The sequence below is a fragment of the Rhizobium esperanzae genome, from assembly GCF_002204185.1.
In the GTDB taxonomy this organism is placed as follows: Bacteria; Pseudomonadota; Alphaproteobacteria; order Rhizobiales; family Rhizobiaceae; genus Rhizobium; species Rhizobium esperanzae.
Genome location: NZ_MXPU01000009.1, coordinates 110642 through 127234, shown reverse-complemented (window position 1 = coordinate 127234; position 16593 = coordinate 110642). Strand labels below are relative to the sequence as shown.

The following is a 16593-nucleotide window of genomic DNA, read 5'->3' as shown; positions in this document are numbered from 1 at the left end:
CGCATGGAGGAAGAGATGTCGGAAAGCGCCGTTGCCGAAATTGCCCTGCAGCCCGGTCAGCCCAGGCGCTTCCTGAAGCCCGAGACGCAGACGGCCATGCTGTTCCTGCTGCCGAGTTTCCTCGGCTTCATGATCTTCATGGCCCTGCCGATCGTTGCGTCGCTGGCGCTCTCCTTCACCAACTGGCAGCTGATCTCGACGCCATCCTTCGTCGGCTTTCAGAATTACATCAAGCTCTTCACCGTCGATCCGGCCTTCTACACCATATTGCGCAATACGCTGTTCTTCGCCGTCGAGTATCTGGCTGTAAATATCATCGTTTCGCTGACGCTCGCGGTGTGGATATCGAGCCTGAAGCGCGGCAAGGCGATCTTTCGGGTGATCTTCTTCCTGCCGACCTTTACCCCGACGATTGCAGCCTCCGTGGTGTGGCTGCTGATCTTCACGCCGGACGGGCTCGCCGACAGCGTCATCCGTTCGCTCGGCCTCGGCCTGCCGAATTTCCTGCTGAGTTCGAGCTGGGCCATGCAGGCGGTCGTGCTCGTCACGCTTTGGGCCAATGTCGGCTACAACGTCGTGATGTTCAACGCCGCGCTCGACCTGGTGCCGAAGCACTATCTCGAAGCGGCGATGATCGACGGCGCCGGTCCCTGGCGGCGCTTCTGGCGCATCCGCCTGCCGCTCATCTCACCGACGGTCTTCTTCGCTACGGTCATGACGGCCATTACCTCGCTGCAGGTCTTCGACGAGATCTTCGCCATGACGCGCGGCGGTCCCGGCTCGGCGACGGCGACCCTCGGCTTCGCCATCTATCAGAAGGGCTTCACCAATTTCCAGATGGGTTACGCGTCGGCGCTCGCCTGGGTAATGTTCGTCATGATCATGGCGCTCACCATCCTGCAGTTCCACATGCAGCGCAAATGGGTGCATTATGACGACTGACCCGGCCTCACGGCATCCGCATTCCCAGTCCCGGAACCGGCATCGCATCCTGCGACTGATCGGCACCTTCGTCAGCTACGCCGGACTGTCGCTGATCGCGCTGCTCTTCGTCTTTCCCTTCTTCTGGATGGTGTCGAATGCGGTGCGCTCCAATACCGAAGTGCTGGCCGTGCCGGTCCGTATCCTGCCCGAGGAATATCAGTGGGGCAATTTCGTCGAGGCACTGGTGTCGCTGCCCTTCGGCACCTTCCTGCTGAACTCCTTCGTCGTCGCCTGCGGCGTGACCGCGATCGTCATCGTGGTCTCCTGCCTGTCGGCCTATGCTTTCGCCCGTCTGAGGTTCCCCGGCCGCGAGGGGCTGCTGCTCACCTATCTCAGCACGCTGATGATCCCGCAGGTGATGCTCGTCATTCCGCTCTTCCTTCTGGTCAGCAAGCTCGGTTGGATCAACACCTATCACGGCATGATCCTGCCGGTCGCCTTCTCCTCCTTCGGTACCTTCCTGCTGCGGCAGTTCATCCTCGGCATTCCCAAGGACCTCGACGAGGCGGCGATGATGGACGGGGCCTCGCGCCTGCGCATCCTGGCCAGGGTCATCGTTCCGCTCGCCATGCCGGCGATCGGCCTGCTGTCGCTCTTTACTTTCATCGCGCAGTGGAAAAGCTTCCTGTGGCCGCTGATCGCCACCAGCGGGCTCGAAAAGGCCACGCTGCCGCTCGGGCTCACCCTGTTTCAGACGCAGCAGGGCACCGCCTGGAACTACATCATGGCGGGCGCCACTATTTCCATGGTGCCGGGGGTCATCCTCGCCATCGTGCTGCAGAGGGTGATCTACAAAGGCATCAGCGTCGGCTCCGGCTTCGGCGGGCGGTAATATTGAAAAGGATGATTTGATGACTTTGCATCGAATCGACTTGATCCAATCCAAATGCGGCCGCTTGGCGGCCTCCCCGCTTACTTCTCGCTTCCGGCGCGAAAAGTAAAATTTAACCAAAATTTGAAATAACGCGCTTCCATCCGAATTGCGCAGGGGAATTCATGAAAACGGCCACGCTTGCATCCATCGCCTTGGCGATGTCGGTCTCTGTCGCCAATGCTCAGACGATCGGCGTTTCGATGTCCGATCTCGACAAATTCAGGACGGCGCTTCTCAATGGCGTCGTCGCCCACGGGCAGACGGTCTCCGGCCTCAAGCTGGTTACCGAGAACGCCAAGGGCGACAACGAGCTTCAGAAGAAGCAAGTTCAGAAGCTTATCGCCGATAAGGTCGACGCCATCATCCTGGCGGTCTCCGATGGCGATCTCGGGCCGCAGATGACCAAGATGGCGGCGGATGCCGGCATCCCGCTGGTTTACATCAACAACGTTCCTTCCAACCTGCTTGATCTTCCCGAAAATCAGGTCGTGGTCGCCTCCAACGAAAAGGAATCCGGAACGCTGGAGACGAAGCAGGTTTGCGCGCTGCTCAAGGGCAAGGGCCGCGTCGTCGTGTTGATGGGCGAGCCTTTCCACGCCGCGGCTCGTGCCCGCACGCAGGATATCTCGGATGTCATCGCCACGCCCGACTGCAAGGGCCTGGAGATCGTCGAGCGGCAGGCCGCCTACTGGTCGCGCGATTATGCCGACCAGCAGATGCAGGAGTGGCTTGCGGCCGGCGTCAAGTTCGACGCCGTTATCGCCAACAATGACGAGATGGCGCTCGGCGCGATCCGCGCCATGAAGAAGGCCGGCATGCCGATGAAGGATGTCGTCGTCGCCGGCGTCGACGCGACCGACGATGCGCTAGCCGCGATGGTGGCCGGCGATCTCGATGTGACCATTCTCCAGAGCGCTGTCGGACAGGGTGCCGTGGCGGTCGACGCCGCTGTCAAGCTCGTCAACAAGGAGAAGGTGCCGCGCGAAAACAACGTTCCCTTCGAACTCGTCACGCCTGAGAACATCTCCAAATACCTGCCGAAGAGCCAGTGAGCATAAGAGGCCTATGATGTTGCATTTCTGGAATAAATTCGGCATTCGCGCGCAGATCACAGCAGGTTTCGTGCCGCTGATCCTACTGATGAGCCTGCTGACCGTCAGCGCGATCTCGGGGATGAACGGCCTTGCCGCCATTTTCGCCTCCTATCGCGCCACCGCGGGGCAGAGCCTCGCCATATCGGACTACAGCGACCAGCTGCACCAGATCCAGATGTCGGCGGAAGCTTTCCGCTCCACGCCCACGCAGGCTGTCGTCGACAGTTTTCGCGCCGGCGTGAAGGCTTTCGAGGCCGACGACCCGCGTTTCGCCGATAACAAGGATCTCCAATCCGGCCTTGCGACGATCCGTCAGGACATCGCCGCTTACGGCAAGGCCTTCGAGCAGATCGTCTCGCTGCAGGTCCGACGTGACATGCTGATCTCAAAGGTTACCGAATTCGGGCCCTGGACCAGCATCGCGCTCAACGACGTCATGCGCAGCGCCTGGCGCCAGGACGATGTCGCGCTGCTGCACATGACCGGGGCGACGTTGGAGGCACTGAACCGGAGTCTCTATTTCTCCGAACGTTTCGTCCATTCCGACGATTTTGCCGCCTATGATACGGCGCAAGCAGCGCTGGCCGAGGCTGTCGCGCTCAACGATGCCGCCGCCAAGGCTGCAAAGATCGAGCTGCAGAAGAAGCGCCTGATGGGCGCCGGCCAGCTCATGCAGAACTATACCGCCCGCCTCGGAGACATGAAGGAGGTGCTGCAGGCATCCGGCGACATCCGCCAGACGCAGCTCAATGTGCTGGCGCCAAAGATCGCAGGCGAATTCAAGGATCTGCAGGCGACGGTGACCGGCGCGCAGAAGAACCTTGATGGCTCGGTCGAAGCAACGGTTGCCTCGGCGACCAGCACGACACTCGTCATCAGCGGCCTGCTGATCGTCATCGGCCTCGTGCTCTCCTATTTCGTCGGCCGGCTGATTTCCTCGGCTGTCCGGGGCATGGCGCAATCCATGGAACAGCTCGCTCGCGGCGACGACGCTATCGTCATCACCGGCGTCGAGCACCACCATGAATTGGGCGCCATGGCGCGTTCGCTGAAGGTGTTCCAGGAAACGGGTCGCGCCAAGCTGATCGCCGAGGCCAATGCCGAGCGCGCCCGCCTGGCCGCCGAAGAAGAGCGGCTGCGCCAGGAGGCCGAGCGGCTTTCCGACGCGCAGGTGATGGAACATGCCTTCCGACAGATTTCGCTTGGTCTCGACGCGCTCTCGAAGGGAGACCTCTCCGTGCGCGTCGGCGAAGTCGATCATCGCTATGTCAGGATCCGCGATCACTTCAACAGCTCGGTCGCAAGCCTCGAAGAAGCGATCGACTCCGTCATCCGCGCGGTCACGACGATCCGCTCCGGCCTTGCGGAAATCTCCACCGCCTCCAACGATCTCGCCCGCCGCACAGAGCAGCAGGCAGCTTCGCTTGAGGAAACCGTCGCAGCACTCGGTGACGTCACCCGCGGCGTCAACGGAACGGCGGAGGGCGCCAGCCGCGCCCAGGCCGTGGTGGCTACGGCCCGCACCAATGCGGAAAAGGGCGGCGAGATCGTCTCCCGCGCCATCGCCGCGATGACGGAGATCCAGAATTCCTCGTCGAAGATCGGCAACATCATCAGCGTCATTGACGAAATCGCCTTCCAGACCAACCTGCTGGCGCTGAACGCCGGCGTCGAGGCTGCGCGCGCCGGTGAAGCCGGCAAGGGCTTCGCCGTCGTCGCCCAGGAAGTCCGTGAGCTCGCCCAGCGGTCGGCCAATGCGGCAAGGGAGATCAAGGAGCTGATCTCCACCTCCTCGATGCAGGTCAAGACCGGCGTTGAGCTGGTTGGCGAATCCGGCGTCTCCCTCGAACAGATCGTCGAGCAGGTCACGGCGATGAATGCGACCGTCGCCGAGATTGCGGTCGCCGCCCGCGAACAGGCGACCAGCCTGCGCGAAGTCTCGGCCGCCGGCGACCAGATGGACAAGGTGACGCAGCAGAACGCGGCGATGGTCGAGGAAACCACGGCCGCGGCCCAGAGCCTAACGCAGGAAACCGAAAGCCTCGCCGAGCTGCTGCGGCGCTTCAAGACGGGCAACGGCCGGGCATCGGACCACCGCCACTACGCGATGGCGTCGTAACGTCCTGCTAACGCAGCCAAGAGAACGCCGCCGCCTTCAAAGGGCGGCGGTCGCGTCAATGGCCTCCGGCCGCCGGACTGTGCGGCGCGCCGGCGATGCTTCGGCGAACGTGGCGGACCGCCGTCCAGACGGCGAAGAGGACCAACGGGATGGCACCGAGAACGGCGAGCTTCGTCATATGCGGATCGACACCCAGTGCGGAGATGCTTTCGAGGCAGATCTTCGCCAGACCGATGGTGTAGTAAGTGATGGCGATGACGGAGAAGCCTTCGACCGCCTGCTGGATATGCACCTGGATGCGCGCCCGCTCCTCCATTGAGGTCAGCAGTGAGGCGTTCTGATCCTCAAGCTGAACCTGCACCGTGGTTCTGAGCAGGTCTCCGGCGAGGCTGACGCGTTCGGCCAATTCGTCAAGGCGCCGCTCTGCCGCGTAAACCGAGCGGACAGCCGGTTGGAAGCGGCGGTCGATGAAGGTGCCGAGCCTTTGTCTTTGCTCGACCCGCTCTTCTCGAAGCTCCGACAGCCTGCTCGCCACGATTTCGGCATAGGCTTTGGTCGCGCCGAAGCGGTGGCGGGCGAGTGCCGAGAAGTTGAGCACGTCGGAGGAGAGCCTCGTCACCTCCGACAGCAGCGCCTTGTCGACTTTGACGGCGCTCTGCATATGGACGATCAGCAGATCGAGACGCTGGTCAAAAGCCGAAAGCTTCGACACCGTCTCGCGCGCCATCGGCAACGCCAGCAGCGCCATCATCCGGTATGTCTCGATTTCCAGGAAACGCCGGACCATGCGGCCGGTGCGATAGGCGTTGAGGTTGCGGTTGAAGAACAGGAACTCGAGGAAGCCGCTATCGGTCAGTCGAAAGTTCGAATGCACCTCCGCGTCGCCGCCGCCGACCCGCGAAGCGACATAATCGAGCTTGGGCTTTTCCAGAATGCGCCCATCCTTTTCGTCGCGCACCAGCACGCGTACGGCGGCTATGACCTTTCCGCCAATCTGGCTGCAACAGGCCCGGAAGGCTTCCGGCGGGTTGCTGCCGGGTTCGGCCGATGCCGGCACGACGAAGGTGAGGGTGAGGAACTCGGTATGGGCTTCCCATTTCAGCCGGCCGTCGCCGACGCGGCCGATGCCGTGGTTGCCCTCGCCGGTCGTGGTGACATCTTCCAATCCCGGCAGGGAACCGGGCAGCGAAGGAGGGCCATTCTCGCCGACGATGGCGACGTGCCAGACATCGGTGTCGCCATCGAAATAAAGAGACGGGCGCGCATGGAGCTCGTTGTGAAGTTCCCTTCGCAGCGGATGCTCGGAGCCGAGTGGCATGGAGATGCACCTCAATGGGCTGGACTGCCGCCGGTTTGCCGGCTTCAGTAAGTTGAGCCTGACGCCGGCGCGCCGCGCAGGCCCACACGCCTATAGCCTCTCGCGAAGTCCGTGTCACGACGCCAAAGAACCATCCGTTCCATCCGCGCCGATCTGCCGCGGCGGCTAGCCGGATCGTCCGACCAAGCGCCAGGCGAGGAGGTTGCCGAGCAGTTGCACCATGCCGCCGGCCGACATTGCGACAAGAAGGGCTGTTTCGTCGTCCAGGATCCCCAGCCGTACATCCCATATGGTGTGGCGGCCGTTCCGACCATCGCGCTGCGGATTAAGGCGGCGTAGACGGGGGCTAAGAAACGATCAGCCACGGCCTGTTGCGAGGTCGTGGCTGATGCAGCGCGCAATCTGTGGGAGACAGGCGCGGCCGGTTACTTGTTGGCGGCGAGCGCCACGTTGACCTTGTCGACGTCGGCACTCATCGCCTTGAAGGTGTCTTCGAGGGAGAGTTCGCCGACGATCAACTGGCTCATCCGCTGGACGATGAGCTGATAGATGGCGGACGAGCCCCTGAGGCGTTCGAGGTCGCGGGCTGCCTTCGGCGCGCTGTTGCGGGCCGCGAGGAAGACGGCCATGGCGTCCTTGGCGTTCTTGCTCTCGAGCTTGTATTGCGGGTCCTTGATGTCGGCGCCGGTCAGGATGACGTAGTTTTCGGCGATTTCACGCTGGATTTTTTCAGAGCCGAGGAACTCGATGAAGGCGGCCACGGCCTCAGGATACTTGGTGCGCTTGAAGCCGACGATCGCGGTGCCGCCCGGCATCGCATAGCAGCCGGCATCGCCGCAGGGCGCGCTGATGGCGGTCCAGTCGAATGCGTCGGCGATCTTCTTCTGGAACGGATTGACCATCCAGTTGCCGGCGAGATAGGTCACGACATTGCCGTTGACGAACTCGTCGCCCATGTTCTTGTACTGGGTTCCGCCAGCCGCACCCCACATTTCCTTCGGAAAAGAGCCGTCCTTTGTCCAGTTGTAGAGATCGGTGATGTAGCGCTTGGCTGCATCGTCGGGGAAGAAGAACTTGCCGTCCTTGACGTAGTTCGCGCCGTAAGAGAAGGCAGCACCCGAGAAGCGGTGGCCCGAGCGGTCCATCGTGAAGGGGATCTGGGCGCCGGTCGCCTTGGCGACGCGGGCGGAGGCTTCGACGATCTCCTTCAGCGTGGCGGTCGGCTTCGGAAGCGGTTCGTTTGCCTGTTCGAAGAGCGTCTTGTTGACGAAGGGCAGATTGAAGGTCTGCGAGGCGACATAGCCGTTGATCGAGTTCGGATCGTTGACGCCGGGGAAGCGAAGCGTGTTCAGGCTGTCGCCGTGCAGCTTGGCGAAGCCGTCCGGATCCTTCATGTACGGGCGCATGTCGAGATAATAGGGCGCAAGCTGCCAATCGGTGATCTTGGCAATATCGGGACCCTCGCCGACGGCAAGCTGTACCGGCAGCTGCTTGGCGACCGCATCATAGCCCGAAGAGACGAAGTTGACCTTGACGTCCGGATGCGCCGTTTCGAATTCCTTGCTCAGCGCTTCCATCCGCTCGACGTAAGCCTGATCGTCATCGGTGAACAAGAAGGTGATCGTCTTGGTTTCTGCCATGGCTGTGCTGGACCAGGCGAGGGAAACAGTGGCCAACGCCAGTGCGAAAGCCCCTGATAGATACGTTTTCATTTTCATCCTCCCATGAAAATATTTTCATCAATCGCGGCCTTGGCCATCGATAAGCTAATTTCATATACTTGACATTCGTCTCGTCAAGCTATTTCCTGAGGCAATAGAGATGTTTTTGAGCATTTTTCGAAAATAGCGCTCATCAGAACCTGATGAAAATATTTTCATACGATTGCGGAGGAGGCAGTCTGTGAACGCGGAATGCATCAAGCAACCGGACGGCACGGCGCCCGCCTACAGCGTGGCCCGAGGCCAGACGATCACCGCATGGGCGGTTTCCGGCCTCATTGCCAGCTATTTTCCCGGCGAGCCGGCGCCTGCCGAAGACCGCGTCAACTATCGGTTCATCAACGGCTTCGTCGACGTCGGCGACCTACCCTGCCGCAAGGCCTTCTGGTCGACCATGGTCGGGCGCGAGCTCATCCCCGATAAAGCCTGGACGAGCGAAAGCCTCTATCTTCCGGGTTCGAACCGCCGCGTCGAGTTCACCAGCTTCTGGCATGTGCCGACGCATGTCAGGCGATGGCTGAAGGGCACCTTCAGAACGGAAGCCCCGCGCACGCTCAACCTCGCGCTCAAGACTTGCGGCGGTGTTCGCATATGGGTCAACGGCCAGGAGGCGGTTCGCTTCGAGCCCTTCAAGCGCAACGTCGAGAGCGCAACCGAGATAAGTTTGCCGCTCGAAGCAGGCGATAACGAAATTCTCGTCCATACCGAGGATCTTGCCGAGCGCGACACGACCTGGTTCTTCGAACTCGAAATGCTGGACGAGGAGCCGCTCTGCGTGCTGCTGCCGGTATCGCTCGATCAGGATGAGGTGCGGGAGCTGGAAGCGCTTTCGCGAGGCGTGCGCCCGGCGCGCGACGTCTTCGTCACAGAGCCGCTGGAGATCATCTTCGATACGGCGCCGGAGCGCGACCTGCCGGTGGAGCTCAACGTGGTCGGCCACGGTCACGAACGCCCGGTTCTTGCCCATGCGAAACTGACCCTGCACGCCGGTCAGAACCGGCTGACGGCCGACGATGTCTGCGCCATTGCGGACGGTTATCACGGCATCCACATGACGATCGGCTCCGGGCCGGGCTCGGTCACCCGCGTCATCGACGCCGCCTTCATGAGCAGCATCTCGCCATTGCCGGCAGAGGCATCGCTTGGCGCCCGCAAGCGGCAGGCGTTGGAATACAGCGCTCGCTTCGGCGCCAACCGCGCCGGCCGCCTGATCGCCATGATGGAAACTGGCTACGACGACCAGGAGAGCTTCGACCGCATCGTCGATGCGACGCTCGCTTCCATCGATCAGCGCGAGGATTGCTCGGATTTCATCATGGTGCCGCTCTTGTGGCTGCTCGGCGCCTATGGCGACCGTATGCCGAAGGCCACGGTCGAGCGCATCCGCAATTCCGTTCTCTCCTACCGCTACTGGGTCGACGAGCCGGGCAATGACGCGATGTGGTTCTGGAGCGAGAACCATGTGCTCTGCTTCCATACCAGCCAACTTTTGGCCGGGCTTCTCCTGCCCGACGAGGTGTTCTCGGCCTCGGGCCGCACCGGACGGCAGCAGGCGGAACTCGCCGTCCAGCGGCTCGGGCGCTGGTTCGACAGCGTTGAGGCCCATGGCCTGGCGGAGTGGAATTCGGCCGCCTATTACCCGATCGATTTCATCGGCCTGCTGGCGCTGGAGCGCTGGGCGGAGAGCGGGATCGCCGATCGTGCCCGGCGCCAGATCGATCTCATCTTCCGAATGATCGCGCTCCATACGCTTGCTGGCGTTCCGGCGGGGTCGCAGGGGCGCGCCTACGACAAGGAACTGCGCGCCGGGCCGCTGACCGAACTTGCGCCCTTCGCCCAGGTCGCCTTTGGCACCGGCTGGCTCAACAATGGCGTGGCGGCTCTGACCATGTTCTGCGCCGGTGACTATGAGCCGCCGGCCGACCTCGCCGAGCTTGCTTCGCTTTCGCGGGGAAGAAGCGTCGAGGCCCGCTACAGTCAGGGGCTGGAGAGCGGAAAGCTCGTGCTCTTCAAGAACGAGGCCGCCCAGCTTTCGACGGTGGTCGATCACAAGACCGGCCGGAAGGGGCATCAGCAGCACGTTCTCGATATCCGGCTCGCCGGCCATCCGATGGCGAGGCTCTGGGTCAACCATCCCGGCGAAGACGATCCGTGGGGCAATCAACGGCCGTCCTATTGGGCCGGCAACGGCATCCTGCCGCGTGTCGCCCAGCATCGCGACGTCGCCCTTTTGATCGAGGACACGGGCGATGCACGGCATGCCTGGACGCATGCCTATATCGGCCGAGACGGGCTCGACGATCTGATCGTCGAAGACAAATGGCTGATCGCCCGATCGGGCAGGGGATTTGCCGCTCTCTGGGGCTCGAATGGCCTGGAGCTGATCACGGCCGGCCCGACCGCCGGTCGCGAGGCGCGCTCGCATGGATCGCTCTGCGGTTGGGCGGCCATCGTAGCATCCGGCAATGACGATGCTTTCAAAGCCTTCATCGAGCGCCTGTGCCAGACGGCGGTGTCCTTCGATCCGACGCTTCGGCGCCTTTCCCTGACGCCGCCGGGTGCCCCGGCGATCTCTCTTTCCTATGCCGACGGTCTTTCGATCGCCGGCAATCCCCGGCCGTTCACGCATGAACAGCCGCATCCGATCCTCACCCACGACAGCGCCGCGTCCCAAGCCGCCGCTGACGGGCCGTTTTACTCCTGAGAATATAGGATTTCAGCATGAACACAGCATCTGTCGACAACGCCGCTCTCCTGACGACGATCGATCGCGTGGCAACGGCTTTCAGCCGGCTTCGAGGCATCAAGGAGGGCCTCGTCAGTGGAAGCGCCACCTCCGGGATCCAGTTCGATGAGTGGGACTGGGAAGTCGGCGTCGGCCTCTACGGATTCCTCCGGCGCGCGATTTCCACCAATGATCAGAAAGCGCTGCAGGAGCTCGTCACCTGGTACAGCGGCCAGATCGAACGCGGCCTGCCGCCGCGCCAGATCAACAGCACGGCGCCGATGCTGCCGCTGGCGATCCTCGTCGAGCATGTCGATCGTCCTGACTTTCGCGCCCTCGTCCAGGACTGGGCCGAATGGCTCGTCAAGGAATTGCCAAAGACCGAGGAGGGCGGCTTCCAGCACGTCGTCAAGGAACGCCTCAACGACGGCGAATTGTGGGACGACACGCTGTTCATGGCCTGCCTGTTCCTCGCGCGCGCCGGCGTGCTCTGCGAGCGCAATGACTGGATCGATGAGGCCGTCTATCAGTTCGTCATCCACACCCGCTATCTCTCCGATCCCGTGACCGGGCTCTGGTATCACGGCTGGACCTTCAACGGCCGGCACAATTTCGCAAATGCCTTTTGGGCCCGCGGCAACGCCTGGATCACCGTCGCCATTCCCGAGCTCTTCGATCTCGTGCCGACGCTCGGCGAGAAGGACCGGCGGTTCCTGTCGAACGTCCTCGTCAGCCAGGTGCGTTCCCTGAAAGCACATCAGCGGTCGGACGGCATGTTCACGACTCTGATCGACGATCCCTCTTCGCCGCTGGAAACATCGGCCACCGCAGGCATCGCCTATGGCATTCTGCGCGCCATCGACGCCGGCATTCTCGGCGAGAGCGACAAGGTCCATGCGGAGCGCGCGCTCAAGGCCGTACTCGCCCAGATCGACGAGGAGGGCGTCGTCCACGGCGTTTCGGACGGCACGCCGATGGGCCATGACCTCGATTTCTACCGGCGCATCCCGAACCTGCCGACGCCTTACGGCCAGGCGCTGACCATGCTGCTGCTGACCGAAGTTCTGATTGAGAACGGCCACCGCCAATGAGCGCTCCCTCCCTTGTCGCGATTGAGGCGCTCGACAGCGACAATACCGACCGTCTGCAGGCGGCGATCGACGGCCTTTCTGCTTCCGGCGGCGGACGCCTGGAGCTCCTGGCGGGCATCCACATCTGCCGGGGCCTCCGGCTGCGTTCCGGTGTCGATCTGCACCTTGCCGCCGGCGCGGTGCTACGTCCCCTGCCAGACTATGCCGCTTACGCGCATACGACGGTTTCGGTGATCGCCGAGAAGTCGGATCGCGGCATGATCGTCGCGCGGGATGCGCGGCGCATCAGCCTGACGGGAAAAGGACGCATCGAAGCCGGCTGCGAAAGCTTTATCACAGGAGACGACGAGACAGTGGGAACCTTTATCCCGGCCGAATTCCGTCCCCGTGTCGTCGTCCTCGAAGGCTGCGACGAGGTCGAGATCAGTTCCGTCACCATCAGCCGCTCGCCGATGTGGACGCTGCATTTCGTCAACTGCACCGATGTCGCGGTCCGCAGCGTCACCATCGAAAACGATCGCCGCCTTCCCAATACGGACGGCATCGTGCTCGACGCCTGCCGCGGCGCTGTCATTGAGGATTGCGCGATATCGACGGCCGACGACGGCATATGCCTGAAGACGAGCATCGGTCCTGAGGGAGTCGCCATCGGCCGGTGCGAGAACATTCTCGTGCGCCGCTGTTTCGTTCAGAGCTTGAGCTGTGCGTTGAAGATCGGCACGGAAACGCATGGCGACGTTACCAATATCCTGTTCGAGGATTGCAGCGTCTCGTCTTCCAGCAGGGCGCTCGGCATATTCTCCCGCGACGGCGGCCGGATCTCGAATGTGAGGTTTTCCAGAATTTCGGTAGAGTGCCGTGAAACGCCGGATGGCTTCTGGGGCTCGGGGGAGGCGCTGACCGTCAATGTCGTCGACCGTATCGCCGAACGCCCTGCGGGCGCCATCGAAAATCTCATCGTCGAGGATGTGACGGGCCGGATGGAAGGCGCGATCACCATCATTGCCGCCGCGCCGTCAGGCATCCGGAACGTGTCGTTGGCCCGTATCGCCGTCGACCAGCAGCCCGGAGAACTCGGCACGGGGCGGACCTACGATCTGCGCCCGACGAATGCCGACCTCGCGCCGAAGGCCGATGGCGGCGGGCGTGCCAATGCCTGGACTCGGGGTTCGGACGGGCGGGTGATCGGCCTGCAGGACTATCCCGGCGGAATGCCGGCGGTCTATGTGGCCGATGTCGCCGGGATATTGATGAACGAGGTGCGGATCACGAGGCCTGCACCGCTGCCGCAAGGCTGGAACGCAATCGACGTCGTCATGGAAACGACGGCATCTGATGGGAGTGGGGCATGGCAGAACTGAAACTTTCCACCGTCAACAAGTCGTATGGCGCCGTCAAAATCCTGCATGACGTCGAACTCGACATCAAGGACGGCGAGTTCGTCGTCTTTGTCGGTCCGTCTGGCTGCGGCAAGTCGACCCTGCTGCGCGTTATTGCGGGCCTTGAGGAGGTCACCTCGGGCGCAATTGCGATCGGCGGACGCGACGTCAGCGCGCTGTCGCCGGCCGAGCGCAAAATCGCGATGGTCTTCCAGTCCTATGCGCTCTATCCGCATATGAGCGTGCGCAAGAATCTAGCCTTCGGTCTGGAAAATCTGAAGTTCAAGCGCGCCGAAATCGAAGCGCGCATCGCCGAAGCCGCGAGAATGCTGGCGATCGAACCCTATCTCGACCGGCGTCCGAAGCAGCTTTCGGGCGGCCAGCGCCAGCGCGTGGCGATCGGTCGGGCGATCGTGCGCGAACCCGACATCTTCCTCTTCGACGAGCCGCTGTCGAACCTCGATGCGGCGCTGCGTGTCCAGACCCGGGCCGAGATCACCAAGCTCCACCGCGACATCAAGACGACGATGATCTACGTTACCCACGATCAGGTCGAGGCGATGACCATGGCCGACAAGATCGTCGTTTTGCGTGCCGGTCGGGTCGAGCAGGTCGGCGCACCGCTGGAGCTATTCGATCATCCGCGCAATCTCTTCGTCGCCGGATTCCTCGGTTCGCCGCGCATGAACATCATCAAGGGCAGGGTCTCGGGCGTCGGCGAAAACGGCGTCGTCGTCGATGTCGGCAATGGCGGCACGATCGTCAGCAATGTCGATTCCGCCGGCATTGCGGTCGATCAGTCGGTTGTTGCCGGTATCCGGCCTGCGCATTTCACCCGCTCCAGCGAGCGAGGCCTGCCATTCGTCGTGCAATATCACGAGGGGCTCGGAACCGAGACCTATGTCTACGGCAATCTCGCCGGGCAAGATGACCAGATCATCATCCATGAAGCCGGCCATTTCGCGCCGGTTTCGGGCGACCGGATCTTGATCGATGCCGATCCTGCCCGCGTTCATCTGTTCGATCCCGAAAGTGGCCTTGCCTTTGGCAGACGGTCCGGGCAGGGGAGGCGCTGACATGGCAGAGCTCACGGCCGGTACATTGCTGTCTCAGACAGGCGAAACGGCGATGAGGGTGGTCGAGGCGCCGATGAATGCGATCGAGCGTCTGTTCGGCCGCAAGCGGATGCCATGGCTGTTCCTGGCGCCGAACCTCATCCTGTTTGGAATCTTCACCTTCCTTCCCATCGCGATCGCCGTCGGCTACGCCTTCACCGGCGGCACCAATCTCTTCGTCTCCGACCGGCCATTCGTCGGTTTCGACAACTTCCGCACCCTGCTGTCCTGCGGCAATTACCTTCAGCCCGGAACCTGCCAGGAATCGCTGTTCTGGACGGCGGTGTGGAACACACTTTGGTTCGTGGCCTTTAATGTGGTCGCCACATTGCTGGTGGCGCTGATCACGGCGTTGATCCTCAATCGGGCGATCTTCGCGCGTGGCTTCTTCCGGGCGATGTTCTTCTATCCGGTTCTGCTGTCGCCCGTCGTCATCGGCCTGATCTGGAAGTGGTTCCTCGATCGCAACGGCCTGCTGAACGCCTTCTTTCAGATGCTCGGCGTGCCGCCGGAGATCTTCCTGCTCGATGTCGGCTGGTCGCGCTTCTTCGTCGTCGTTGTGTCGGTCTGGTTCCATATGGGCTTCTACACCCTGATCCTGCTCGCCGGCCTCCAGGCGATCCCGAAAGATCTCTACGAGGCCGCGTCGATCGATGCCGCTTCACCGCGCCGCACGCTATTCAGGATCACGCTTCCGCTTCTTGCCCCGAACCTGCTTGTCGTGTTCATCCTTCTGATGATCAAGTCGGTGCAGATCTTTGACGAAGCCTGGGTTCTGACCAATGGCGGCGGCCCAGGCACGGCCAACAGCTTCATCGTTCAATATATCTACCAGATGGCCTTCGGTAGCGATCTGCGCCTCTTCGGCCTTGCGTCTGCCGCATCGGTTCTCATGGGTCTGGTGCTTCTGGTTCTCACCCTCATACAGCTGCGCCTCGGCAAGCGAATGGAGTCCTGAGATGAACAGCTCTATGAACCCAATCCGCTTCATGACACGCACACGTCGGGCCGGACGCATCGATATCACCGATATTTTGTCATGGGTCTGGTTGATCGGCGGAACGTTCACCGTGCTCATTCCCGTCGTCTGGGCAGGCCTCTCCTCGCTGAAGCCGGCCGCCGAGATCACCCGCTTTCCGCCGTCGCTGCTTCCCCGGGCCGCCGTGGAGCGGACCGTGCCCGGATTCGACAAGCCGCTCAGCCTTTGGAACGTAACGGTTGACGGCCAGCAGCGTGAAATGGCCATGATCAGGCGCATCGGTCTCAAGGCGCAGATGGTCGATCCTGCAAATCCGGAGCAACCGGTCGGTGTCGACGTGAAGGGGATGACGCCGGTGCAGCATCTGACCGTTGCCACCGAGAACTACACCGATCCGCTGACGCGCTTCAATTTCCTGACCTTCCTGAAGAATTCGGTCTTCGTCACCGTGGTTGCCACGCTGCTGACGCTTGTTGTCAACGCCATGGCTGCCTTTGCGTTGTCGAAATACAAATTTCGGGGCGACACGACTGTGTTCGTCATCATCATCTCGACCTTGATGATCCCGCTGGCCGTCGTCATGGTTCCGGCCTATCTCGTCATTGTGGGGGTCGGGCTCGCCGATAATCTCTGGGGCGTCATCCTGCCAACCGTCGCCTCGCCGACGGCCGTTTTCCTGCTGCGGCAATATATGCTCACCATACCCGACGAGCTGATCGAGGCGGCGCGTGTCGATGCGGCGAGCGAATTCTGCATCTTCTGGCGGATCATCCTGCCGCTGACGGCGCCGGCGCTTGCGGTGCTGGCGATCTTTTCCGTGCTCTGGCGCTGGAACGATTTCCTCTGGCCGCTCATCGTCCTCAACAGCCGCGAGAATTTCACCCTGCAGGTCGGTCTCAACGCCTTCCAGGGAGAGTTCTCGGTGCAGTGGCACTATATCCTGGCGATGACGTTCCTCAGCCTGTTGCCCGTCACCGTCGTCTTCCTGTTCCTGCAGAAGTACATCACCACGGGCATTGCCGGTACGGGAATGAAGTGAACGAATCCTGGCGCAGCCCCGATTGGGGTCGAGATGAGGAAACCTCCCAAGCATTGAAGAATGCCTTCCCATCTCATCGCGCCGGCTGAAGCGCACCGCATCTGGTCCTGCGGTGCGCTTCAGTCCCTTCAGAGCAATTCCAGGAAAAGCGTGAA

The 16593-nt window shown here is 62.2% G+C and carries 13 protein-coding genes; 11 read left to right on the top strand and 2 right to left on the bottom strand.

All coding sequences use genetic code 11. The features are described 5' to 3' along the window. Nucleotides 1-15: 15 nt before the first annotated feature. The 4 genes from B5E41_RS15370 to B5E41_RS15355 all read left to right on the top strand — a co-directional run bounded on the left by B5E41_RS15370 (nucleotide 16) and on the right by B5E41_RS15355 (nucleotide 5071). Entirely contained in the window at nucleotides 16-942 is a 927-nt protein-coding gene (locus B5E41_RS15370) for a carbohydrate ABC transporter permease (protein WP_088394921.1), read from the top strand. Beyond that, entirely contained in the window at nucleotides 932-1816 is an 885-nt protein-coding gene (locus B5E41_RS15365) for a carbohydrate ABC transporter permease (RefSeq protein ID WP_088394919.1), read from the top strand. Before B5E41_RS15370 ends, B5E41_RS15365 begins: the two co-directional genes overlap by 11 nt. A 164-nt stretch (nucleotides 1817-1980) precedes the next feature. Beyond that, a complete protein-coding gene (locus B5E41_RS15360; RefSeq protein WP_088394917.1) occupies nucleotides 1981-2910 on the top strand; it encodes a substrate-binding domain-containing protein in 930 nt (309 codons plus the stop codon). Between the two features lie 16 nt (nucleotides 2911-2926). Further along, entirely contained in the window at nucleotides 2927-5071 is a 2145-nt protein-coding gene (locus tag B5E41_RS15355) for a methyl-accepting chemotaxis protein (protein WP_088395110.1), read from the top strand. A 55-nt stretch (nucleotides 5072-5126) separates the two neighbouring features. Here B5E41_RS15355 and B5E41_RS15350 read toward each other — a convergent pair whose 3' ends face one another. Continuing rightward, nucleotides 5127-6389 (bottom strand): DUF3422 domain-containing protein, encoded by a 1263-nt coding sequence (locus B5E41_RS15350; RefSeq protein WP_085861930.1) that lies wholly within the window; start codon nucleotides 6387-6389, stop codon nucleotides 5127-5129. Nucleotides 6390-6500: 111 nt separating this feature from the next. On the opposite strand from B5E41_RS15350, the gene B5E41_RS31720 reads away from it, so the two are divergent. Beyond that, nucleotides 6501-6728: a hypothetical protein gene (locus B5E41_RS31720; RefSeq protein ID WP_176439401.1), complete on the top strand. Its 228-nt coding sequence runs from the start codon at nucleotides 6501-6503 to the stop codon at nucleotides 6726-6728. A gap of 86 nt (nucleotides 6729-6814) precedes the next feature. On the opposite strand, the gene B5E41_RS15345 is transcribed toward B5E41_RS31720, so the two are convergent. Next, nucleotides 6815-8101 carry an ABC transporter substrate-binding protein gene (locus tag B5E41_RS15345; protein WP_088394915.1) on the bottom strand — a complete coding sequence of 429 codons (1287 nt, stop codon included), beginning with the start codon at nucleotides 8099-8101 and terminating at the stop codon, nucleotides 6815-6817. A 190-nt stretch (nucleotides 8102-8291) separates the two neighbouring features. Between B5E41_RS15345 and B5E41_RS15340 the strand changes: the two genes are divergently transcribed. Genes B5E41_RS15340 through B5E41_RS15315 form a run of 6 tightly spaced genes read left to right on the top strand, consistent with a single transcriptional unit; the run spans nucleotide 8292 to nucleotide 16438 of the window. Then, nucleotides 8292-10814 (top strand): hypothetical protein, encoded by a 2523-nt coding sequence (locus tag B5E41_RS15340; RefSeq protein WP_088394913.1) that lies wholly within the window; start codon nucleotides 8292-8294, stop codon nucleotides 10812-10814. A gap of 17 nt (nucleotides 10815-10831) precedes the next feature. Further along, nucleotides 10832-11926 (top strand): beta-galactosidase BglB, encoded by a 1095-nt coding sequence (bglB, locus tag B5E41_RS15335; RefSeq protein WP_088394911.1) that lies wholly within the window; start codon nucleotides 10832-10834, stop codon nucleotides 11924-11926. Then, nucleotides 11923-13287 (top strand): polygalacturonase PglB, encoded by a 1365-nt coding sequence (pglB, locus tag B5E41_RS15330; RefSeq protein WP_088394909.1) that lies wholly within the window; start codon nucleotides 11923-11925, stop codon nucleotides 13285-13287. Before bglB ends, pglB begins: the two co-directional genes overlap by 4 nt. Continuing rightward, nucleotides 13275-14381: an ABC transporter ATP-binding protein gene (locus tag B5E41_RS15325; protein WP_088394907.1), complete on the top strand. Its 1107-nt coding sequence runs from the start codon at nucleotides 13275-13277 to the stop codon at nucleotides 14379-14381. The genes pglB and B5E41_RS15325 overlap by 13 nt, the downstream gene beginning before the upstream one ends. Before the next feature lies 1 nt (nucleotide 14382). Continuing rightward, the gene (locus B5E41_RS15320; protein WP_088394905.1) at nucleotides 14383-15378 is read left to right on the top strand and encodes a carbohydrate ABC transporter permease; all 996 of its coding nucleotides are present in this window, start codon (nucleotides 14383-14385) and stop codon (nucleotides 15376-15378) included. Nucleotides 15379-15391: 13 nt separating this feature from the next. Beyond that, nucleotides 15392-16438, top strand: coding sequence for a carbohydrate ABC transporter permease (locus B5E41_RS15315; protein WP_176439406.1), 1047 nt, complete (start codon nucleotides 15392-15394; stop codon nucleotides 16436-16438). Nucleotides 16439-16593 lie beyond the last annotated feature (155 nt).